General features: G+C 46.5%; 19 protein-coding genes and 1 riboswitch. Of the genes, 15 read left to right on the forward strand and 4 right to left on the reverse strand.

Annotation, left to right across the window (positions count from 1 at the left end; all coding sequences use genetic code 11):
- Positions 1-10: 10 nt before the first annotated feature.
- Positions 11-433 (reverse strand): hypothetical protein, encoded by a 423-nt coding sequence (locus tag H9629_RS09890; RefSeq protein WP_191731014.1) that lies wholly within the window; start codon positions 431-433, stop codon positions 11-13.
- Between the two features lie 124 nt (positions 434-557).
- Complete coding sequence (locus H9629_RS09895; RefSeq protein WP_064102602.1) at positions 558-758, reverse strand: DUF3565 domain-containing protein; 201 nt, start codon at positions 756-758, stop codon at positions 558-560.
- 142 nt (positions 759-900) lie between these two features.
- Between H9629_RS09895 and gshB the strand changes: the two genes are divergently transcribed.
- The gene (gshB, locus tag H9629_RS09900; protein WP_004281308.1) at positions 901-1,851 is read left to right on the forward strand and encodes a glutathione synthase; all 951 of its coding nucleotides are present in this window, start codon (positions 901-903) and stop codon (positions 1,849-1,851) included.
- A gap of 50 nt (positions 1,852-1,901) precedes the next feature.
- Here gshB and H9629_RS09905 read toward each other — a convergent pair whose 3' ends face one another.
- On the reverse strand, positions 1,902-3,104 hold the full coding sequence (locus H9629_RS09905; RefSeq protein ID WP_191731015.1) for an MFS transporter: 1,203 nt from the start codon (positions 3,102-3,104) through the stop codon (positions 1,902-1,904).
- Positions 3,105-3,528: 424 nt separating this feature from the next.
- On the opposite strand from H9629_RS09905, the gene murG reads away from it, so the two are divergent.
- The 7 genes from murG (at position 3,529) to lpxC (ending at position 11,643) form a co-directional block, all read left to right on the forward strand.
- Entirely contained in the window at positions 3,529-4,626 is a 1,098-nt protein-coding gene (gene murG / locus H9629_RS09910) for an undecaprenyldiphospho-muramoylpentapeptide beta-N-acetylglucosaminyltransferase (RefSeq protein ID WP_064095070.1), read from the forward strand.
- A 12-nt stretch (positions 4,627-4,638) separates the two neighbouring features.
- Positions 4,639-6,087 carry a UDP-N-acetylmuramate--L-alanine ligase gene (gene murC, locus H9629_RS09915; RefSeq protein ID WP_064095069.1) on the forward strand — a complete coding sequence of 483 codons (1,449 nt, stop codon included), beginning with the start codon at positions 4,639-4,641 and terminating at the stop codon, positions 6,085-6,087.
- 57 nt (positions 6,088-6,144) lie between these two features.
- Positions 6,145-7,074, forward strand: a complete 930-nt coding sequence (locus H9629_RS09920) for a D-alanine--D-alanine ligase (protein WP_144724149.1) — start codon at positions 6,145-6,147, stop codon at positions 7,072-7,074.
- Between the two features lie 2 nt (positions 7,075-7,076).
- Entirely contained in the window at positions 7,077-7,931 is an 855-nt protein-coding gene (locus H9629_RS09925) for a cell division protein FtsQ/DivIB (RefSeq protein ID WP_064095067.1), read from the forward strand.
- Between the two features lie 70 nt (positions 7,932-8,001).
- The gene (gene ftsA, locus H9629_RS09930; protein ID WP_064095066.1) at positions 8,002-9,264 is read left to right on the forward strand and encodes a cell division protein FtsA; all 1,263 of its coding nucleotides are present in this window, start codon (positions 8,002-8,004) and stop codon (positions 9,262-9,264) included.
- 159 nt (positions 9,265-9,423) lie between these two features.
- Entirely contained in the window at positions 9,424-10,614 is a 1,191-nt protein-coding gene (gene ftsZ / locus H9629_RS09935; protein WP_064095065.1) for a cell division protein FtsZ, read from the forward strand.
- A gap of 126 nt (positions 10,615-10,740) precedes the next feature.
- On the forward strand, positions 10,741-11,643 hold the full coding sequence (gene lpxC, locus H9629_RS09940; protein ID WP_064095064.1) for a UDP-3-O-acyl-N-acetylglucosamine deacetylase: 903 nt from the start codon (positions 10,741-10,743) through the stop codon (positions 11,641-11,643).
- 99 nt (positions 11,644-11,742) lie between these two features.
- On the opposite strand, the gene H9629_RS09945 is transcribed toward lpxC, so the two are convergent.
- Positions 11,743-12,183, reverse strand: a complete 441-nt coding sequence (locus tag H9629_RS09945) for a DciA family protein (RefSeq protein ID WP_064095063.1) — start codon at positions 12,181-12,183, stop codon at positions 11,743-11,745.
- Positions 12,184-12,290: 107 nt separating this feature from the next.
- Here H9629_RS09945 and H9629_RS09950 point away from each other — a divergent pair, with 107 nt between their 5' ends.
- The 7 genes from H9629_RS09950 (at position 12,291) to guaB (ending at position 22,061) form a co-directional block, all read left to right on the forward strand.
- Entirely contained in the window at positions 12,291-12,974 is a 684-nt protein-coding gene (locus H9629_RS09950; RefSeq protein WP_180040788.1) for a M23 family metallopeptidase, read from the forward strand.
- A 328-nt stretch (positions 12,975-13,302) separates the two neighbouring features.
- Complete coding sequence (gene aceE, locus H9629_RS09955) at positions 13,303-16,005, forward strand: pyruvate dehydrogenase (acetyl-transferring), homodimeric type (protein WP_064095061.1); 2,703 nt, start codon at positions 13,303-13,305, stop codon at positions 16,003-16,005.
- A gap of 2 nt (positions 16,006-16,007) precedes the next feature.
- Positions 16,008-18,020, forward strand: a complete 2,013-nt coding sequence (locus H9629_RS09960; protein ID WP_191731016.1) for a 2-oxo acid dehydrogenase subunit E2 — start codon at positions 16,008-16,010, stop codon at positions 18,018-18,020.
- 121 nt (positions 18,021-18,141) lie between these two features.
- A riboswitch (yybP-ykoY riboswitch) is annotated at positions 18,142-18,283 on the forward strand.
- 72 nt (positions 18,284-18,355) lie between these two features.
- A complete protein-coding gene (locus tag H9629_RS09965; RefSeq protein ID WP_064095059.1) occupies positions 18,356-18,931 on the forward strand; it encodes a TMEM165/GDT1 family protein in 576 nt (191 codons plus the stop codon).
- Positions 18,932-19,114: 183 nt separating this feature from the next.
- Positions 19,115-19,912, forward strand: a complete 798-nt coding sequence (locus H9629_RS09970; RefSeq protein WP_064102608.1) for an oxygen-binding di-iron domain-containing protein — start codon at positions 19,115-19,117, stop codon at positions 19,910-19,912.
- Between the two features lie 95 nt (positions 19,913-20,007).
- Positions 20,008-20,373: a YkgJ family cysteine cluster protein gene (locus tag H9629_RS09975; RefSeq protein ID WP_081406316.1), complete on the forward strand. Its 366-nt coding sequence runs from the start codon at positions 20,008-20,010 to the stop codon at positions 20,371-20,373.
- A 221-nt stretch (positions 20,374-20,594) separates the two neighbouring features.
- Positions 20,595-22,061: an IMP dehydrogenase gene (gene guaB / locus H9629_RS09980; RefSeq protein WP_064095056.1), complete on the forward strand. Its 1,467-nt coding sequence runs from the start codon at positions 20,595-20,597 to the stop codon at positions 22,059-22,061.
- Positions 22,062-22,078: the final 17 nt, after the last annotated feature.

The following is a 22,078-nucleotide window of genomic DNA, read 5'->3' on the forward strand; positions in this document are numbered from 1 at the left end:
AAATTCAGGATCAAGCTTTGGGTGGGCGTAAGATTTCTTGCCAGTAACCGGCAAGGTGCTTGGCATGGTAAGCAGGGAGGAGGGTTTTTTCCGGATAACCGTAATCAGGCACGCTTAACTCGGGCGTTGCAATGGGCAGGCTGGTGACCAGGTTCTGGCAGGCCATAGTGCCACAATCCAGACAGTCTGATGACTGCTGGGTGCTGTCACTGACACAATCCGGTTGTACCAGAATCTGATCTTGATGATAATCAGTCTCATGCAGCGAGTGAGAAGCAGATGGTTTTTTCATTTCCAGACAATGACTGCTCATTTTTTCAGTCGACATGACCAGATGCATGGTGTTTGCAGATGCGACAGACACACTGCTCCAGCCTATGGCAAAAACCACAAGCATCACCAACCAGATCTGTTTGACGAGCCGTATGAGCAAAAGTACACCCTGAAAAAATGCGCTGCATGTTTGAGCAATAAAAGCATAAACGCAGTAACTCAAATTAGCAAATTCTGGACAAGATTATTTTTTAGGTCACCTACATACTACTTTTTTCATAGGTTCAGGTTTCAGTTTCGCACTTTTCACACTTTTTACAATCCAGCAGTATCCCGATCTTTTCCTTGCGCCCTTGCTCGGTCATCACCCAAGGACGGTTTTGCCATGGCGGGGTATGCCGTACATGCTGGCCATGTCCGCAGGCCAGCCCTGCAACCCAATGCTGTTCTTCATCCAGATGAAAACTGATAATGGCCTGTTGCATGGTATACCTCCTGTGAGTTCAATCTGCCTCAGTATTGTTCTAAAAACCTATATAAATAAGTCATGCAAAATCACCATAAACAAAAGAATCCACACAAGCTATACTCCTTGCCAAGTCATTTTTTGAAAAAGAGCAGAGACACATGCGCGTACTTGTTGTGATGGATCCCATTGAAAATGTAAACCTGAAGAAAGACTCGACCATGGCGATGCTATGGGCAGCCGCACGTCGCGGGCATGAACTCGGTTATGCATTGCAGCAAGATTTATATATCGATCAGGGCAAGGCCTTTGGTCTGATCGCGCCGTTACAGGTGTTTGAAGACTACGACCATTATTATGAACTTGGCGAAAAACAAAAAGAGTCGATCGCTGCTTATGACGTTGTCTTGATGCGTAAAGATCCGCCTTTTGATATGAACTTCGTCTATACCACTTATATTCTGGAACAGGCAGAGCGCGAAGGGGCATGGATCATCAACAAACCGCAAAGCCTGCGTGACTGTAATGAAAAACTGTTCGCGACCCAGTTCCCGCATCTGCAAGTTCCGACCTTGGTGACTTCACAGCAAAGCCTGATCCGGGAATTTTTAAAGGAACAGGTCGATGTGATTGTAAAACCGCTGGATGGCATGGGCGGCACCGGGATTTTCCGCCTGTATCAGGATGGCATCAACATCGGTTCAACCATTGAAATGCTGACCAATAATGGTACCCAGCCGATCATGGCGCAGCGTTATATTCCGGAAATTGTCGAAGGCGATAAGCGCATCCTGATGATTAATGGCGAGCCAGTGCCATATTGTCTGGCCCGTATTCCGCAAAATGGTGAAGTGCGCGGTAATCTGGCCGCGGGTGGCTTGGGCGAGGCGCGCCCACTAACTGAAACTGACAAGGCCATTGCAGCAAAAGTAGGGCCGTATCTCAGAGAGAAAGGTCTGGTTTTTGTGGGGCTGGATGTGATCGGAAATTATGTCACTGAAATTAATGTGACCAGTCCAACCTGTATTCGTGAAATTGACGCCCAGTTTGGTACTTCGATTGCGGATGATCTGTTTGCCGTGCTGGAAGCGGGTCAGGCCAATCAGGTTTAAAGGTAAAATCAGGTGAAAGAAGAGTCTGCTTGCAGGCTCTTTTTACCTTTTTATTTCGGGTAACGCTTAAATAAATATGCCGTCATTACCATGCCTAGCATCGAAAGGCAGACGGTGATAATGGCAAGATTGGCCCAGTATTGGGTGGCAGATATCAGCGCAGCGCTCAGGGTCGGTATAAAAAACTGTGCGCAGGCTGAAATTTGTAAAACCAGACCCACACTGGCCGCTGCTGCATAGGCGCGTGGTGCATAATGCAGGGTAATCGCAAAAACAGTGGTCGGGATCATCCCGCCAATCAGTGAAAACAGCACGGCACTGACAACCTGCAATTCAAATGAGAGCCAGGAATTTGCGGCAAATACCAAGCAACTGCTACAGAGCATTGCCACAAATCCGGTACTCAATAAGGTGCGCGGTCTATAACCCTGTTGCAGCAACATGCCTGCGCCAAAAGTACCACCCAGATTGGCCAGAACGACCATCGAGACCAGCATCCCTGCGCGTTTTAAGTCCAGCCCCTGTTCAACATACAGCGTAGGCAGGAAGCCCGTGACAGTAATCCATTGACTGGTATAACAGGCAAAAATAATCGCCAGACAGATAATGGGAGGATGAGTCAGGGTAATTTGAACAATCTGCCAGAATGAGGTGTTTTCTGTAGCTGCCTGGGAAGAGTCTGGCTGTGTTACCAGGGCAGGTTCAATATTTAAATATTGTTTGATCATGCCAGCAATGACAAGGCACAGGCAGCCCAAAATGGCCCAGATCGTTTGCCAGTCCAGATATTCAAGCAGGAGAGGAATCATCAATACGGCCAGACTGACACCGATGCCCATATAGGAACTCCAGAGTCCCATCTTGAAATTCAGTGTTTCAGCGCGGCTGGTACGTTTTAAAATTGCTGGCGCACACAAGGAGATGGTTAAAAACCCGATTCCTTCCATAAAACGCAATACATATAAAGTGGCAGGCTGCGTAATCCAGAGCCCGGCAAGACTGCTCAGCCCTAAAATGATTAAGGCCATGATCAGGCAGCGCTTTAATCCCATTTTTTCCGAGAAGGCGCCAATGCATAGCGCAAACAGCATTCCGGCGGCCTGCACCAATGCTAACGAAAAACCAGCCTGAGTAAAACTCAGGTTTAAATCCTGCTGCAACACAGGAATCACGGCCGAAAGTTTGCCCACATGGATCGCAGCCAGATAACCGGCCAAGATAATCCATACATCACGCAATGAGATTTTTGACATCTATCCGAACTGAGTCCATTTAAAGCATCTGCTTGTACATCAAGCATCATTCATATATAGATATGAATAACATGAAAGTTTTATAAAATTTATAGGTTTTAAGCCTAAGCTCATTAGTCGATGATAAGACATGGATTGACCGGGAGTGAGCTGTAAATGGTTCTAAATAAAGCCCTATCCGGGGCAAGATCATTGATAATATAATGAAAAGTGAGTTTAAAATTGATATGATATGTCACTTAAGTCGAAGGAAAAGTGCAGACCTTATAAATAAAACGAGTCCAAACTTGAAATTTGCGTGAAAAAAACAATTAAAGCCTTGTTGAAATAAAGTAAATAAACTTTCATGGCCTGAGGTTTGTGATTACAATTGATTACTTAAATCAGATTTCCTGCTCCATTTTTAGTATTGAAGAATTAAACCGTGACCGACGCTCAGCAAAAACAGCCTAAACATGTCATGATGATGGCCGCAGGTACAGGTGGACATGTGTTTCCAGCGTTAGCTGTTGCCAAAGATTTACAACAAAAAGGTATACAGGTTTCATGGTTAGCCACCCCCACAGGCATGGAAAACCGCCTGTTAAAAAACCAGAATATTCCCATTTATCACATTGATATTCAGGGTGTGCGTGGCAATGGTTTCTTACGTAAAGCCTTGGCGCCTTTTAAAATCATGAAAGCCACCTTCAGTGCCATGAAATTCATGAAACAGCTTCAGGTCGATGCCGTGGCAGGCTTTGGCGGTTATGTGGCAGGCCCGGGTGGTTTGGCCGCGCGTATCTTAGGCATTCCGGTGCTGATTCATGAACAGAATGCAGTCGCCGGTTTTACCAATACCCAATTGTCGCGTGTGGCAAAGACGGTGTGTCAGGCTTTTCCAAATACCTTTCCGGCCCAAGAAAAAGTCGTGACTACAGGTAATCCGGTACGACAAGAAATTAGTGAAATTTTAAATCCGTCCTGGCGTTATCAGGAGCGTGACAAGGCAGGACTGCCCTTACGTATTCTGATTGTTGGCGGATCTTTGGGGGCGCAAGCCTTAAATGAACGGGTTCCGGAAGCTTTAAAGCAACTCAATGTGCCATTAAGCGTCTATCATCAGTGTGGGCAAAACCATGCCGAGTCGACACGGGCACGTTATGAAAATGCACCAGCCAGTTTGCAAGTTGAAGTACAGCCCTTTATTGAAGATATGGCCAAAGCCTATTCTGATGCCGATCTGGTGATTTGCCGTGCCGGAGCTTTGACTGTAACTGAAATTGCCACTGCCGGCGTAGCTGCGATTTTTGTGCCGCTTCCAAGTGCAGTGGATGATCATCAGACGGCCAATGCCGGTTTCCTGGCCAATATCAATGCGGCAAAGATTTGCCCGCAGGCCACAATGACCCCGGAAAGTTTAAAAACATTATTAGAGCCGATGCTGAATCGCCAACTGTTAATGGAAATGGCCGTGAAAGCACGCCGACAGGCTCAACCCGATGCGACTCAACATGTGGTCCGTTTAATTCAAGAATTGTAATCCGAGTAAACTATGTCTCCAACAACCCCAGCTGAACAAGCGAAAAAGTTAATTAAAGTGCCAGAAATGCGCCGTATCAAACACATTCATTTTGTGGGGATTGGTGGCGCAGGCATGTGTGGTATTGCGGAAGTGCTGAAAAACCAGGGCTATAAAGTTTCCGGTTCAGATATCAAGACATCCAATACCACCGCACAGCTGGAAGCGAATGGCATTAAAGTCTATATCGGACATACTGCAAATAATATTAAGGGCGCCAACGTGATCGTGGTCTCTACCGCGATTGATAAGGAAAATCCGGAAATTAAAACCGCGATTGAAAACCGTATTCCTGTGGTTCGCCGTGCGGAAATGTTGGGTGAACTGATGCGTTATCGTCATGGTATTGCCGTTGCCGGCACGCATGGCAAGACCACGACCACCAGTCTGATCACCTGTATGCTGGCTGAAGAAAACATGGATCCAACCTATGTGATCGGTGGTTTGCTGAACCGTACCGGTATGAATGCAGCCTTGGGCGCCAGCCGTTATATTGTGGCCGAAGCCGATGAGTCAGATGCTTCTTTCCTGCACCTGGAACCAATGGCTGCCGTGGTGACCAATATTGATGCCGATCATATGGATACCTATGGCGGTAGCTTCGATGTCCTGAAAGATACTTTTATCCAGTTCCTGCAAAAACTGCCATTTTACGGCTTGGCCGTAGTCTGTGGTGATGATGCCAATATCCGTGAAATCATGCCGCGGATTGCACGTCCATTACTGACTTATGGCTTCAATGAAGACAATGACATCCGCGCAGTAGATGTTGATCAGGATGGCATGCAAACCCACTTTACCGTATTGCGTAAAGAGCGTGAGCCATTGCGTGTAACGGTCAACCAGCCAGGTTTGCATAATGTGCTGAATGCCTTGGCTGCGATTGGTATAGCAACTGATGAAGGCGTGTCTGATGCTTCAATCTGCCGTGCACTGGAAGGTTTTAGTGGTGTGGGTCGCCGCTTTGAAGTTCAGGGTGAGTTTGCGATTGAAGGCGGTGACGTGAAACTGGTGGATGACTATGGTCATCATCCAAAAGAAGTCGAAGCGACGATTAAAGCTGCGCGTCAGAGTCATCCGGACCGTCGTCTGGTAATGATGTTCCAGCCACACCGTTATAGCCGTACCCGTGACTGCTTTGATGATTTTGTGGAAGTACTTTCGACTGTAGACCAGTTATTGTTGCTGGATGTTTATCCTGCTGGCGAAAAACCGATTGTCGGGGCGGACAGCCGTACTTTGGCCCGCAGCATTCGTCTACGTGGTGAAGTCGAGCCAATTCTGGTCGATGCGGCGGACGGCAACCTGAATCAGATCATGAGAAAAGTATTGCAAGCAAATGACTTGTTATTAACCCAGGGCGCAGGTAATGTTGGAGCAATCTCAGTCGAACTTGCGCAAAATCACTTATATATAAAATAGTCATCTTGCGTGACTGAATTGAATTGACCAGATTGAAAAAAGTTTAAGGATATAAACGTGTCAAATGCTTCAAAATTCGGAAAAGTTGCCGTGTTGCTTGGTGGTAAATCTGCAGAGCGTGAGGTTTCTTTAGACAGTGGTACGGCGGTACTTGAGGCATTAGTGCGTTCAGGGGTCAATGCGGAAGCGTTTGATCCGCAGGAGCGTAGTGTCACAGAATTGGTGAATTATGATCGTGCATTCATTGTATTGCATGGTCGTGGCGGGGAAGACGGCCAGATCCAGGGTGTGCTGGAATGGTTAGACGTACCATATACCGGTACGGGCGTACAAGGTTCTGCCATCGGCATGGACAAGGTCAAGACCAAACAGGTCTGGCAGGGCTCGGAATTGCCGACAGCACCATATCGCATTGTCACCAAAGATTCCGATGCGGCTGACATTGTTAATTCTTTAGGTTTGCCTTTGATTATCAAGCCGGTACATGAAGGTTCCAGTATCGGTATGAGCAAGGTCGAAAAAATTGAAGACTTTGCCGAAGCGATTGCCAAGGCAACTGAACACGATGCCGTAGTGATGGCAGAAAAATGGATTACCGGTCGTGAATTCACCATTGTGGTTTTAAATGGTCAGGCGCTGCCGGTGATTCGTCTTGAACCGCCTCAAGATGTTGCCTTCTACGACTATGAAGCTAAATATAACCGTAATGATGTGCAATATGGCATCCCGTGTGGTTTAAGCGAAGCTGAAGAGCAGCAGTTAAAAGCCTTGAGTTTACGCGCGTTCCAGGCAGTCGGCGCCAGCGGTTGGGGCCGGATTGATGCCATGCAGGATGAACAGGGCAATTTCTGGCTGCTTGAAGTCAACACCGTGCCGGGTATGACCAGTCATTCTCTAGTGCCAAAAGCGGCAGCTGCAGTCGGATACAGTTTTGATGAGCTGTGTGTTGCGATTCTGGAACAGACTCTGACCGGTTCGGCACACTAAATATGGCTCAGCTTCCTGTTTCCATGCGCCGTAAACGTGCTGCAATTACCTCGATTCACGACAAGCCGCCAACACGCAAAGAAAAGCTGGCTAATTTTGGTGGTTGGTTATTGTTGTGTATCGCGGTGCTGGTACTGGCCGCTGGAGTATGGGGTTTATATAAAGTCATGACCAATACTGATGTAGCAGAACTGGGCGTAGTAGGTACGCGCTCGGCTGCTGAACAGCATCAGGTCATGCAATATGTATCACCGATTGTGACCGAAAACTATTTTACTTCGGATTTGGAAGCGATCCGCGACCGTACCCTGGAATTGTCCTGGGTGGACCGGGTCGTGGTTTCTCGAGCGTGGCCAAATGGTATTCGGGTCAGGGTCATGCCGCATCATGCAATTGCACGTTGGGGAACAGGGCGTTTATTAAGTGACAGTGGCGTGATTTTTACGGAAGTCACACCCAAGAATTATCAGGCATTACCGTTACTACATGGGCCGGCGAGCCATGCAGAAACCATGATGCGTCGTTATAATGAAATTAATCAGTTATTTTTACCACAAGGCATTCGTCTAAAAGAATTATACCTCACCGAGCGAATGACCTGGTTTATGCAGTTTGATTCGGGTTTAAGAATAATTGTGGATAAAGATCAGACCATGAGCAAATTACAGCGTTTGAGTCAGCTGTCCCAGCGTGATTTGAAGCCGGTCTGGTCTAAAATCTCGGCTATCGACCTGCGTTATCGCAATGGATTGTCGATACAGTGGAAAAATTCAATTTCGCCTAAAATTGTAAATGGACATTTTATTGTAACCATTAATGACATGGGCGTTGAGAATAATGTAACAGTAAAGCCATAATGACCGGCTTTAAAAAATAGAGGCATTTAAAGCCATAAATCTAACAAACACGTAATGGTAGTAGTGAATAATGAGTGAAGCTGTTCCCTCGGTTGTGGCGATTGACATTGGGACACACAAAGTTTCAGTTTTGATTGGCAAGGTACACGCGCCAGACAATATCCAAGTGATTGGTATGGCCACCGCTCGTAACCGAGGCATGAGTAAAGGGAAAATTGTCAGTCTCGATAAAGTTATTACTGCAATTAAAAATGCCGTTCAAGAAGCAGAAGATATGGCAGAATGTCGAGTACATTCTGCCTGGGTTTCTATTCCAAGTGCCGAATTAAAAAGCTTTTATGCATCGGGGCGTACCTCGATCGACAATAGCGAACATGCGATTACCACCAGCGAAGTGGTACGTGCACTGGAGTTGGCCAAAGCCAGTCATTTGACTTCAGACCATTATCTGGTCAGCGCTGTGCCTCTGGGCTTTGAGCTGGATGATTCACCGGAATGGGTGCTGAATCCGATTCGGATGTCGGCACATAGCATGACCGGACATTATCATCTGATGATGCTGCCGATCAGTACCATGCAGAATATTGACCGTGCCCTGAAAGGGGCCAATATCGGCGTAGAAAAAATGGTGGTGTCGAGTCTGGCCACCGCTGAAGCCAGCCTGCTCAAAGACGAAAAAGAATATGGCGTATGTCTGGTAGATATTGGGGCTGGCACGACCAATGTTGCAGTGTATGTAGATGGCCGTCTGGCCTTAACCCATACTTTCCAGCGTGGCGGTGAACATGTGACCCGTGATATTGCAGCAGTATTGCAAACCACAACCGAAGAAGCTGAACGTCTGAAATTGCTGTACGGCTGTGTTGACCTGAAAGTGGTCAAGCCTGACCATATGATTCAGTTCCAGGGCATTGATGGACCACAGACCATCAGCCGGATCGAGCTGACTGAAATCATTATGGCGCGTTATGAAGAAATTCTCGGACTGGTGCGTGATGAGCTGGTGAAAAACGGTGCTCTCCAGGGCTTATATCATGGGGTAGTCCTGACCGGGGATGCCAGTCATATTGAAGGAATGGTGAGTTTTGTCCGCCGTACCATGGGAGTCTCGGCGCATTTAGGTAATCCGCCGACTCAGGTGTATGCGGATGAACCTCATCAGGCCGCTTTGCGTCGTTCGCAATATAGCACTGTGGCTGGTTTGTTGATGTTTAGCCAGAGTGATACCCAGGACACGATAGTGGAGCAGGATGATGTAGAACGGTTGTCATTGGCTCAGCGGGTGAAAAGAGCCTGGTCTGGCTTTAACGACACCTTGAAATCCATCTTTTAAGTCGATTTTTATTGTGAATATTGTTGAGAAGATGTAGTTAATCGGGCTTGTACTTGACAAGTGAACGCATGAGCAGCATTCTTAAAAACAATTTTATCAAGATTAAGGCAGTATACGGGCTTAGTGACTGCCAATTATGAATTAGGAATTTTATAGGTCATGGCCTCATTTGAATTTTTCGAAGACGATCATAGCGATAGCAATGGTCAAGCCCGTTTCACTGTATTTGGTGTAGGTGGTGCGGGTGGTAATGCTGTACAGCATATGTTGCAGTCCGATATTCAGGGTGTAAAGTTTGTTTGTGCCAATACGGACAAGCAGGCACTGGATCGCATGGAAGCTGAATTTAAAATTCAGCTGGGCGAGCAGAGTACCCGTGGTCTGGGTGCCGGTGCAAATCCGCAAGTGGGCCAGACTGCAGCGGAAGAAAGTCGTGAACTGATCCGCCAGCAGCTTGAAGGCACAGATATGGTATTTGTGACAGCAGGTATGGGTGGTGGTACCGGTACCGGTGCTGCGCCAGTCGTAGCTGAAATTGCCAAAGAAATGGGTATCCTGACTGTAGGTGTGGTAACTACGCCCTTCAACTTCGAAGGTAAACGTCGTTTACAGTCTGCTGAAAAAGGTATCGAAGCCCTTGAGCAGCATGTAGACTCATTGATCATCATTCCAAACCAGCGGTTATTGAAAGTCTTTCGTGATATTTCAATGAAAGATGCATATAAAAAAGCGGATGATGTGCTACTGAATGCTGTACGCAGTATTTTTGATTTAGTGGTACGTCCAGGTCATATCAACCTTGACTTTGCTGACTTGAAAACCGCTATGAGCACACGTGGTTATGCCATGATGGGTGTTGGTCTGGGTCGTGGTGAAAACCGTGCCCGTCAGGCAGCTGAACAGGCGATCCGTAGTCCATTGCTCGATAACGTGACCATCATGAATGCCAAAGGTATTCTGATCAATGTAACCGGCGGCGATGATGTGACTTTTGGTGAAATTGAAGAAATTACCGATGTTGTCAACCAGATTGTCGATTTAGATGAAGGTCAGGTGTTCTACGGTACCGTTTTTGATCCGGATGCACGCGATGAAATCAGTGTGACCGTAATTGCAACAGGTCTCACCCGCCATGCAGCCGATTCAGTTGAGCCGACCAAACGTACCAATGTACAGGCAACTCGTCCAGCTGCTGCACAGGCCGTGGTTGAAGATGACGATGTGCCGGCAATTCAGCGTCAGCAGCATGAAACAGGAGCAGCAGCGAACCCGGCAGCAGCTTCAGTTTCCAGCCCGCGCCCAACGCCAATGAGTATTCAGGATTATCTTAAGAATCAACAACGTAAATAACATGTAACATGATGTGTTTACTTGGATTACACAGTAAAGGTGGCTTAAAAGCCACCTTTTTGTTTTTTATCAATGGCCAAATATGCTAACGTATAGCGGTTTTATAGATGAACAGATGATAAAAGCATGTTGAAACAACGCACCCTGAAACGTATCGTGAAAGCGAGCGGAATCGGTCTTCACAGTGGGCAGAAAGTCATGATTAACTTTGTGCCGCACCATGCCGATGGGGGAATTGTGTTTCGTCGTATAGACCTGAACCCACCAGTGGACATTCCGGCTGATGCCATGCTGATTCAGGAAGCCTTTATGTGCTCGAATCTGGTTCAGGAAAATGCCAAAGTGGGTACGATTGAGCATGTCATGAGTGCGATTGCCGGTTTGGGAATTGATAATCTGATAATTGAAGTCTCTGCCTCTGAAGTACCGATTATGGATGGCAGTGCAGGTCCGTTTATTTACCTGTTAATGCAAGGTGGATTACAAGAGCTGGATGCTGCCAAAAAATTCGTCAAGATTATTAAACCGGTTGAAGCACTAATTGATGACAAGCGTGCCGTTTTTAGCCCCCATCAAGGCTTCCAGCTTAATTTCACCATCGATTTTGATCATCCTGCCTTTAAAAAAGAACATCAGTCCGCCAGCATCGATTTTTCTACTGAAACTTTTGTTTATGAAGTCAGTGAAGCACGTACCTTTGGTTTTATGAAAGATCTGGATTATCTCAAAGCCAATAATCTGGCGTTGGGAGCCAGTCTGGAAAATGCGATTGGAGTGGATGAAACCGGGGTCGTTAATGAAGAAGGCTTGCGTTTCTCGGACGAATTTGTACGGCATAAAATTCTGGATGCCGTCGGTGATTTATATCTGCTCGGACATCAGATTATTGCCAAATTTGACGGTTATAAATCTGGACATGCCTTGAATAATCAACTTTTACGCAATGTGAAAAGTGATCCAAGCTGCTATGAAATTGTAACATTTGATGACGAGTCTAATTGTCCAATCATGTATGTGAATGTGACATAAGTCATTGTGTTTGTGTCTTTATGTTTTTATTACTGCGTTAATACTGTGATACAGGTCACATAATGGTTACTTTTTAATTTATTACATTTGATTGCTATGTTACTTTTTATTGCTTGCCAAACGTAGTAAAGCTTGGCTAAGCTTAGGGTCGCTTATAAAGTCAGCCGCACTACGAAGTAATTCCTGTGTTTCTGCATTTAAGGCTCTTTCAGGTGTTACTGGAGCAGGGGGCATTTGCGAAGGATTCCGCAAGCAAACTTGAATTTTAGTGAGATCTGTTAATTCATTTATTTGAGAGAGTTGTGAGATGTATTGCTTTTGAAGATAGGCCAGTTGACTGATCATGGCCTGGTTTTCACCAGTAATCGTTAACACACCATTTTGATAGCAAACAACTTGCCAGCGTTCCGGTTGGGGCAACAGCGGTTGTACGAGTTTCGTAAGTTTCTGCCAAGCGGCAACTTGTGATGAGAGAAACGAAAAGTTTCCTGTTTTTATCTGCTTTCTTGTTTGTTGAAAAACGTTGACAGGTTCAGACATACATTGTTCCTACATATTTATGTCTTAATCTTATGCGCTTCTTTTAGTGGATATCAAGGATAGAGATCTTCAAGAAACTCGATTAAAGCAGTTTAGAGAGGTTTTTTATGCATATGCGACGTATTTTGTTGGCATTTTCTTTGTCGGCTTCAGCTGCCTCGGTAGCGTTTGCAGATTTAGTCAATCTAAATCAAGAAAATGGTTCAACAGATCGTATCGAGCAATTGACACGGACTTTGGCACAGGGTGCATATACTCATCCAGATGATATCGATATCCCAGCGCAAACCAAATTAAATGTTCAACTGCGTGAGAAACCTGTTGAGCTTAACAATCGAACACTTGCTCAGAAGTATGCCAGTACTTCCTCTAACAAAGCGGCAGCAAACAGCACTTACTCTTGGTTGATTTCCCATCCTTTACCTAATTCTCGCATAAGTTCAAGTTACGGCGGGCGTACCATGGGTGGCCGTGCTGAAAATCATTCAGGCCTTGATCTCGCTGCACCAAGCGGTACACCGATCTATGCTACTGGTCCCGGTATTGTGACCAAGTCAGGTTGGGGTACAGGTTATGGCCAATATGTTGAAATCAATCATGGCAACGGCTATTTAACACGTTATGCTCATGCTTCACGACTTATTGCACGTGTGGGAGAACAGGTGCAAGCGGGTGATCATATTGCCAATGTAGGCTGTACTGGTCGCTGTACCGGTCCACACTTACATTATGAAGTAGTAAAAGACGGTCAACGTAAAAACCCATCGACTTATTTGGCCATGTTACCTTAAATATAGTCTGGGATAGCGAGATATATCTCTATACATAAATAATCTCCATTAAGCAGTTTTAAACACTTAATCTGAAAGCTCTTCAAATCAAATTGAGGGGCTTTTTATTTAATCGCTTTTAAATATCATATTATCACCAACTATTATAATGATTGTATAATAAATCGCCTTTATTGGCTGTTTTTTGTTATGTAGTGTAATTATACGTCACCAATCATTTAGTTCCTAAATAGTACTGCCAAATCGCATTCAGCTAGGGCCATACCAGCTGAGGTCTCAAATATGGTACATATAGGCTATTAGATTAGGCTTTTAGGAACTGTAGATTATGGCGTTTTATGGTGATACAGACGCGCAAGAAACCCAGGAATGGCAAGATGCATTTGATTCGGTTTTGCAGCATATGGGCACTGAGCGTGCAGCATTTTTATTAGAAAAACTTTATCAACGCGCAATCGCAAAGCATGTTCCTATTCAGCGTTTAAATACTCCCTACTTAAATACGATTTCTGTTGAAGAACAGCCTGCCATGCCGGGTGATCAGGATATGGAGCGTCGTATTCGTGCGCTGATCCGTTGGAATGCTCTGGCAATGGTATTGCGTGCGAATAAAACCGGTGATGACCTCGGTGGTCACCTGGCGAGCTTTGCTTCTTCTGCGACCCTTTACGATGTCGGCTTTAACCACTTTTTCCGGGCCAACAGTGACCACTTTGGCGGTGACATGATCTATTACCAGGGCCATTGTGCACCGGGTATTTACGCGCGTTCATTTTTGGAAGGCCGTCTGACCGAAGAGCATCTGAATAATTTCCGTCGCGAAGTCGGCGGTAAAGGTCTGCCATCTTATCCGCATCCTTATCTGATGCCGGACTACTGGCAGTTCCCGACTGTATCGATGGGTCTGGGTCCAATCATGTCAATTTATCAGGCACATATTCAAAAGTACCTGATGAACCGTGGCCTGATCAAAGAAGAAGACCGTAAAGTCTGGGCTTATCTGGGCGATGGCGAGATGGATGAGCCGGAAAGCTTGGGTGCAATTTCTCTGGCCGGTCGTGAAAAGCTCGATAACCTCATCTGGGTGGTGAACTGTAACTTGCAACGTCTGGATGGTCCGGTACGTGGGAATGGCAAGATCATTCAGGAGCTTGAGTCGCTATTCCGCGGTGCAGGCTGGCGTGTAATTAAAGTCGTGTGGGGCCGTCACTGGGATCCATTACTAGCGAAAGATAAATCTGGTGCACTGAAAGCAGTGATGGAAGAAGCGGTGGATGGCGATTTCCAGCGCTACCAGGTAAAAGGTGGTGCTTATGCACGCGAAAAGTTCTTTGGTAAATATCCGGAAGCCAAAGAGCTGGTGAAAGATTTAAGTGATGAAGATATTGATAATCTGAACCGCGGCGGTCACGATCCGTACAAAGTCTTTGCGGCTTATGCCGAAGCTTGTACTGCCAAAGGTCAGCCGACCGTGATCCTGGCGAAAACCGTGAAAGGTTATGGTTTGTCGGAAGAAATCGAAGCAGTTAATAAAACGCATCAAATCAAGAAGATGCAGATTAATTCTTTGAAATATGTGCGCGACCGTTTCAATCTTCCTTTCACTGATGAACAGCTGGAAGAAGTGCCGTTCTATCGTCCTAGTGAAAATTCTCCTGAAATTAAATATATGAAGGCTCGTCGTGAAGCGCTGGGTGGTTATCTACCTGCACGTCGCAAAGACAGCGAGCAGTTGGCAATTCCTGAGCTGTCTGTATTTGATTCGGTCTTGGCGGGTTCGAACGGCAAAGAACAGTCCACCACGATGGTGATGGTGCGTTTAATCTCGGCACTTCTTAAAGAGAAAGCGATTAAAGATCGTGTTGTGCCAATCGTACCTGATGAAGCACGTACTTTCGGTCTGGAGGGCATGTTCCGTCAGTTGGGTATTTATGCCGCGCATGGCCAGAAATATACTCCGGAAGACCAAGAACAGCTGATGCATTACCGTGAAGCCAAAGACGGTCACATGTTGCAAGAAGGGATTAACGAAGCCGGTGCCATGAGTGCATGGGCGGCATTAGGCACCAGTTATTCAACCAATAACCTGCCAATGATTCCGATGTACATGTACTACTCGATGTTTGGTTTCCAGCGTATCGGTGATATTGCATGGGCTGCAGGTGATGCACAGGCACAAGGTTTCTTGCTGGGCGCAACAGCAGGCCGTACCACACTGAACGGTGAAGGCTTGCAGCATCAGGATGGTCATTCACATATCCTGGCCAGTACCATTCCAAACTGTGTCGCTTATGACCCATGTTTCGGTTATGAGTTGGCAGTGATCGTGCATGACGGTTTACGACGTATGTATGTGAATCAGGAACGTGTGTTCTATTACCTGACCGTAATGAACGAAAACTACGAACATCCTGAAATGCCAAAAGGTGTTGAAGAAGGTATCAAGCGCGGTATGTACCTGCTTGAAGAAGACGAGAAAGCTACCGTTCAGTTACTGGGCTCAGGTGTGATTCTGCGTGAAGTGATCAAGGCAGCGAAGATCCTGCGTGAGGAATACCAGATCCACTCGAATGTCTACAGTGTGACCAGCTTCAATGAACTGGCACGTGACGGCATGGCATGTGAAGAATACAACCGCTTGCATCCGCTGGCTGAAGACGTGAAAGAAGCATGGGTATCGAAACAGCTCCGTGGTACTGAAGGTATTGTGGTATCTGCAACCGATCACATGCGTGCCTATAGTGAACAGATTCGTGCTTATCTTCCGGATAACCGTCCATTCGTAGCACTGGGTACTGACGGTTATGGCCGTTCAGATACACGTGGCAACTTGCGCAGCTACTTTGGTGTTGATGCTGCACATATTGTAGTGGCCACCCTGAAAAAACTGGCTGATGAAGGTGAAGTTGATCCGCGTCTGGTTAAAGATGCGATCTCGACTTTCGAGCTTGATACCGATCGTCCAGTGGCTTGGGCACCGCAAGAAACTCCATCAGTACATGCTGTTGCTGACTACAAAGAGGAGAACTAAGCATGCAAATTACGACTCCCGATATTGGTGTAGATAAGGCAACAGTGGCCGAAATTCTGGTCAAAGTCGGTGATACGATTGCGGTCGATGACAGCATCGTATTGCTTGAATCTGATAAAGCCTCTGTTGAAGTGCCTAGCACTTCCGCCGGTGTGGTGAAAAGCATTCTGGTCAGCCAGGGTGATGAAGTGGCTGAAGGCGCGGTACTGATTGAACTGCAAGCTGAAGACGGTAGCACTGATGTGGTCGAGCCACAGCAAGCAGATGCATCACAAAAAACTTCAGAAAATACGCCAACCGCATTGCCTGATCAGGAAATCATGCAGGAAATCGCTTCACATCAGCCCAAAGCTTCTGCTGCTCCTGAAGCGCAAGCAGGCTCACAAGTGGTCGATGTGCAAGTGCCTGATATTGGTGTAGAGAAAGCCACAGTGGGTGAAATCCTGGTCGCTGTCGGTGATGAAATTGAGGTAGATCAAAGCATCGTGGTGGTGGAATCAGACAAGGCGACTGTTGAGGTGCCAAGTACGGTTTCAGGCATGGTGGAATCCATCGAGATTAAAGATGGCGATACCATTAAAGAAGGTGTAGTCATTCTGAAAGTGAAAACGGCTGTTTCGGCAGCGCAAGCACCGACAGAAGCACCTCAAGCACCAGTTGCTCAAGCGGCGACCCAAGAGAAAGCAGTCGAAGCACCACAAACGCCAGCAGCACCTGCAGGTGATGTTGAAATTGCCGTGCCTGACCTGGGTGTAGACAAGGCGGCTGTGGCTGAAATTCTGGTTCAGGTCGGTGATACGGTTGAAAAAGACCAGAGCATCATCGTGGTTGAATCAGACAAGGCGACTGTTGAAGTACCAAGTACTGCGGCCGGGGTTATCAAAGCCATTCATGTTGAACTGGGTCAAAATGTCTCTCAAGGTCTTGCACTGGTGACGATCGAAGCAGAAGCTGCTCCTGTTGCAGCCAAGGCAGAAGTAGCAAAAGCAGCAGAAGAATCAAAAGTGCCTGCTACAAAAGCAGTACCGGCACCTGCGGCATCTTCTAATCAGGCAGTCGCGACGTCGGATAATGTCGACAAGCTGACCAAAGAGCAGAATGCGGCCAACTCGAAAGTCTATGCCGGTCCTGCTGTGCGTAAACTGGCTCGGGAGCTTGGCGTCGTGCTGGCAGATGTCAAGGCCTCTGGTCCACATGCGCGCGTCATGAAAGAAGACCTGAAAGCCTATGTCAAATCGCGTCTTACTGCGCCGCAGGCGGCTCCTGTCGCCGCTGCTGCCCAAGTCGCAGGACTGCCAAAACTGCCAGACTTTAGCGCTTTTGGTGGAGTGGAAGAGAAAACCTTGACGCGTTTGCAACAAGTGTCCATTCCACAGTTGTCGCTGAATAATTTCATTCCGCAAGTGACCCAGTTTGATGCAGCAGATATTACGGAACTGGAAGCATGGCGTAATGAACTGAAAGGCAACTTCAAGAAAGACGGCATTGGTCTGACCATTATGGCGTTCATCATCAAAGCAGTTGCGCACTTGTTAAAAGAAGAGCGAGAGTTTGCCGGTCACTTGGCTGATGATGGCAAGTCAGTATTGTTACGTAACGAGATCCATATGGGTATCGCGGTCGCAACGCCAGATGGTTTGACCGTGCCTGTGCTGCGTCATCCAGATCAGAAGTCAATTAAACAGATTGCAGTTGAGCTGGGAGAACTAAGCCAGAAAGCGCGTGACAAGAAATTGTCACCGAAAGATCTGCAAGGCGCGAACTTCACTATTACTAGCCTGGGTTCAATTGGTGGTACGGCATTTACACCGTTGGTCAACTGGCCACAAGTGGCGATTCTGGGTATTTCACCTGCAACCATGCAACCGGTCTGGAATGGTGAAGGTTTTGATCCACGCTTGATGCTGCCGCTTTCATTGTCATACGATCACCGTGTGATCAATGGTGCAGATGCTGCTCGTTTCACCAACAAGCTGACCAAGCTGCTTAAAGATATTCGTACTTTGCTCATCTAAAACCTTATCTCTAGGCCTTTGTTTTTCTCTCTGGGAGAAAGACAAAGAGGATATAAAAAACCCTGCTTCGGCAGGGTTTTTTCTGCTGCATTGAAAAATAATCTATTTGATTCTATACTTGGCGCACTTCATTGGGGAGTAGCCGCCTTTTGCGCAAAGCAGAAGGGTGATGGTCAACATATTTGCTCAACCGGGCATGGTCATCATAGCAAAGAACCAAGTCAGCTTTTCCAAGCTTTCTTTTGTTGGCAAGACCTTTGATTTACCACTCTGCAGATTTTGGCTAGCAGGAGCGGTGAGTCATTGGTATTGGATGCTAGCCAGAGAAAAACCTCATGTATGAATTCCTACTGTCGACTGCAATCGTAGCACTGGCTGAAATGGGTGATAAAACCCAATTGCTGGCATTGCTGCTTGCCGCACGCTTTCGCAAACCTGTTCCTATTTTAGTTGCCATTTTATTGGCGACGGTGATTAACCACGGCCTTTCTGCGGTATTGGGACAATGGGTCACTACAGTGATTGGGCCAGAGGTACTGATGTGGATCGTTTCGCTTGGCTTTATCGCGATGGCTATCTGGATGCTGATTCCGGATGAACTCGGGGATGAAAATGCCAGCATCAATAAATGGCAAAAATTCGGGGTATTTGGTGCGACCTTTATTCTGTTCTTTCTGGCAGAAATTGGCGATAAAACCCAGATTGCCACAGTTGCACTGGCGGCACGTTTCGACAGCGTATTCTGGGTCATGCTTGGGACCACTTTGGGTATGATGCTGGCCAATGCACCTGCGGTCTTTTTAGGTGATAAACTAGCCAACAGATTGCCAATCAGCCTGATTCATAAAATTGGTGCGGCGATTTTCCTGGTGATTGGTGTGGCAACCCTGGTTCAACATTATTTCTTTTAAAGAATAAAATAATATTTATGTGAATCCTGAGCTAAAAACTCAGGATTTTTTATGCTTAAAATGCTGTCGAAATGTTGATAAATAGCATGATATGGTCAGTTCTATTGATTGTAAGTTTGACTAATTCCATATATTTTATACGGGTATAAAAGTGTCATTTTTATTATAAATTGGGGAATTTACATGGCTTTCGAACGCACCACATCGCAGGTTCTGTTTGATAACGGGACGCATAAATGCATCAGCTTTACCAGCCTGGTTAAAGGTGAAGGCGTTCAGGCAAACCAGTTTCTGATCATTGATCATGAACGTGCTGCGGTGCTCGATCCGGGGGGTGATTTAACCTATGTGCCGCTGACCATGGAACTGAATAAATATACCCGTTTGACCAATCTGGATTATGTCATGGCCTCGCATCAGGATCCGGATATTATTACCTCGATGCCACGCTGGCTGGTCTATACGGATGCCAAAGTCGTCGCATCCAAGCTCTGGGCACGTTTCTTGCCCCACTTAAACTCAGCTTTTATGAGTGACCGGATGAAAGGTAACTGGCTGGACCGCCTGGTAGAGCTTCCTGATCACGGTCAGATCGTTCCGCTCGGTCAATCTCATATTGTGGCAGTACCGGCGCATTTCCTGCATTCGGTTGGGAACTTCCAGTTTTATGATCCGGTTGCCAAAATCCTGTTTTCCGGTGATATGGGCGCGTCCATGGTTGAAGATGCCGCAAAGCCACTGGAAAACTTTGCCGCGCATATTCCGAAAATGAAAAGTTTCCATCAGCGCTATATGTGCAATAACAAGGTCATTCGTCTCTGGGTGCAAATGGTGCGCGGCATGGAGATCGAGATGATCGTGCCGCAGCATGGTACGCCATTTATCGGCAAAGAACAGATTACCCAGTTTCTCGACTGGATTGAAACGCTGCAATGCGGTACCGATCTGATGGATGAAACGGTTTTTACCTGTCCTGAATAGTTCATCCAAAAGATAAAATTTTTCTTGTATGGAAAAACAACATTTTTTATATTTCTTCTTCAAAAAATTTTTTTGATGACGAGAACTTATAAGAAATGTTGTCTCAAATTCCAACACCGGATGCGTGTTTAAGCTGTGGGGCGTGTTGCGCCTATTTCAGGGTTTCTTTTTATTGGGCTGAAGGGATTCATATGCCTGAGCACTATACTGAACCTGTTAATGCAGTTTATTCATGTATGGCTGGAACCAATCAAAAAAATCCACGCTGTATCGCACTGGATGGCACCATCGGCCAGCAGGTAAGCTGCGGTATGTATGAGCTGCGCAGTTCATCCTGCAAAGAAGTGCAGATTGCCGATCAGCAATGCAACAAGGCACGTGTGGCACACAATATGTTGCCCTTTGTTCAGATTGAAACTGATGAAGCCGAGAATGATGACAGTTTTGAATATGTCAGCTGAATCCATCCGTAGCAGAGCTTAGGCTCTGCTTTTTACAACAGTCTCGAAGGATCAGGGTATATTAAGTTAGGAAACTCGATTATTAAGCATAAGGGACTACCCCAGAATACAAATCGCTCTGCTGGTACAACGCTTGAAGAAAAAAATAATTTTGCAATTGCAATGAAATTTAAGCCGATATTTGTTTATAATAGTGCACGGAAATTACCAGTGAGACTGTTATGTTGACCATCGTTCAAGACGCGTTAACCTTCGATGATGTCCTATTACTCCCTGCCTATTCTACTGTTCTTCCAAAAGATGTCTCCCTAAAGACACGTTTAACTCGTGGCATTAACCTGAATATTCCTCTTGTGTCCGCAGCAATGGATACGGTGACTGAGTCCCGTATGGCAATTGCAATGGCGCAAAATGGTGGTATCGGTATTTTGCACAAGAACATGGATATCGCTGTTCAGGCTGCAGAAGTGCGCCGTGTGAAAAAATTCGAAGCGGGTATGGTCAAAGACCCGATTACAGTGACTCCTGAAACCACAGTACGTGAACTGATTGCCTTGACTCAAGCCAATAACATCAGTGGTGTGCCCGTTGTGAAAGACGGCAAAGTGGTGGGTATCGTGACCGGTCGTGATACACGCTTTGAAACCAATCTTGAGCAGCCAGTCAGCAACATCATGACTGGTCAGGATCGTCTGGTGACGGTTCGTGAAGGCGAATCGAAAGAAAACATTCAAGCTTTATTACAACAGCATCGTATTGAAAAAGTACTGGTGGTTAATGATCAGCAAGAGCTGAAAGGCTTGATTACGGTAACAGATTTCCGTAAAGCTGAATTGTATCCAAACAGCTGTAAAGATGATTTGGGTCGTCTGCGTGTTGGTGCTGCAGTCGGTACCGGCGCAGAAACGCCAAGCCGCGTAGAAGCCCTGGTTGACGCAGGTGTGGACGTGATTGTAGTTGATACTGCACATGGCCATTCTGCAGGTGTGATTGAGCGTGTACGTTGGGTGAAAGCCAACTATCCACAAGTGCAGGTGATTGGCGGTAACATCGCCACAGGTGATGCTGCGCTGGCGCTTCTTGATGCAGGTGCTGATGCAGTAAAAGTCGGGATCGGTCCTGGCTCAATCTGTACCACACGTATTGTGGCCGGTATTGGCATGCCGCAAATCTCTGCGATTGATTCTGTTGCCAATGCACTAAAAGACCAGATTCCTTTGATCGCGGATGGCGGTATTCGTTTCTCTGGCGATATGGCCAAAGCCATTGGCGCTGGTGCAAGTACCATTATGGTCGGTTCATTGATGGCAGGTACTGAAGAAGCACCAGGCGAAGTTGAATTCTTCCAGGGCCGTTACTACAAAGCCTATCGTGGTATGGGTTCATTGGGTGCAATGGCGGGTGCAACCGGTTCTGCAGACCGTTACTTCCAGGACGCTAAAGCCGGTGCCGAGAAATTGGTTCCTGAAGGCATTGAAGGTCGCGTACCGTACAAAGGTCCAATGGGCAATATCGTGCATCAGATGATGGGTGGCCTACGTTCTTCGATGGGTTATACCGGTTCTGCGACAATTGAAGACCTGCGTCAAAATGCCAAGTTTGTAAAAATCACTTCTGCCGGTATGTCGGAATCACATGTACATGATGTGACGATTACCAAAGAAGCACCAAACTATCGTGTGGGTTAATCTCCCGTGATTTAAAA

The sequence above is a fragment of the Acinetobacter pecorum genome (assembly GCF_014837015.1).
GTDB lineage: Bacteria > Pseudomonadota > Gammaproteobacteria > Pseudomonadales > Moraxellaceae > Acinetobacter > Acinetobacter pecorum.

Bases quoted from the DNA above. Each gene is read 5' to 3' on its own strand.
- H9629_RS09895 (WP_064102602.1), bottom strand. From the start codon at position 758: ATGCAACAGGCCATTATCAGTTTTCATCTGGATGAAGAACAGCATTGG.
- gshB (WP_004281308.1), top strand. From the start codon at position 901: ATGCGCGTACTTGTTGTGATGGATCCCATTGAAAATGTAAACCTGAAG.
- H9629_RS09905 (WP_191731015.1), bottom strand. From the start codon at position 3,104: ATGTCAAAAATCTCATTGCGTGATGTATGGATTATCTTGGCCGGTTAT.
- murC (WP_064095069.1), top strand. From the start codon at position 4,639: ATGTCTCCAACAACCCCAGCTGAACAAGCGAAAAAGTTAATTAAAGTG.
- H9629_RS09925 (WP_064095067.1), top strand. From the start codon at position 7,077: ATGGCTCAGCTTCCTGTTTCCATGCGCCGTAAACGTGCTGCAATTACC.
- ftsA (WP_064095066.1), top strand. From the start codon at position 8,002: ATGAGTGAAGCTGTTCCCTCGGTTGTGGCGATTGACATTGGGACACAC.
- ftsZ (WP_064095065.1), top strand. From the start codon at position 9,424: ATGGCCTCATTTGAATTTTTCGAAGACGATCATAGCGATAGCAATGGT.
- lpxC (WP_064095064.1), top strand. From the start codon at position 10,741: ATGTTGAAACAACGCACCCTGAAACGTATCGTGAAAGCGAGCGGAATC.
- H9629_RS09945 (WP_064095063.1), bottom strand. From the start codon at position 12,183: ATGTCTGAACCTGTCAACGTTTTTCAACAAACAAGAAAGCAGATAAAA.
- H9629_RS09950 (WP_180040788.1), top strand. From the start codon at position 12,291: ATGCATATGCGACGTATTTTGTTGGCATTTTCTTTGTCGGCTTCAGCT.
- aceE (WP_064095061.1), top strand. From the start codon at position 13,303: ATGGCGTTTTATGGTGATACAGACGCGCAAGAAACCCAGGAATGGCAA.
- H9629_RS09960 (WP_191731016.1), top strand. From the start codon at position 16,008: ATGCAAATTACGACTCCCGATATTGGTGTAGATAAGGCAACAGTGGCC.
- H9629_RS09965 (WP_064095059.1), top strand. From the start codon at position 18,356: ATGTATGAATTCCTACTGTCGACTGCAATCGTAGCACTGGCTGAAATG.
- H9629_RS09970 (WP_064102608.1), top strand. From the start codon at position 19,115: ATGGCTTTCGAACGCACCACATCGCAGGTTCTGTTTGATAACGGGACG.
- H9629_RS09975 (WP_081406316.1), top strand. From the start codon at position 20,008: ATGTTGTCTCAAATTCCAACACCGGATGCGTGTTTAAGCTGTGGGGCG.
- guaB (WP_064095056.1), top strand. From the start codon at position 20,595: ATGTTGACCATCGTTCAAGACGCGTTAACCTTCGATGATGTCCTATTA.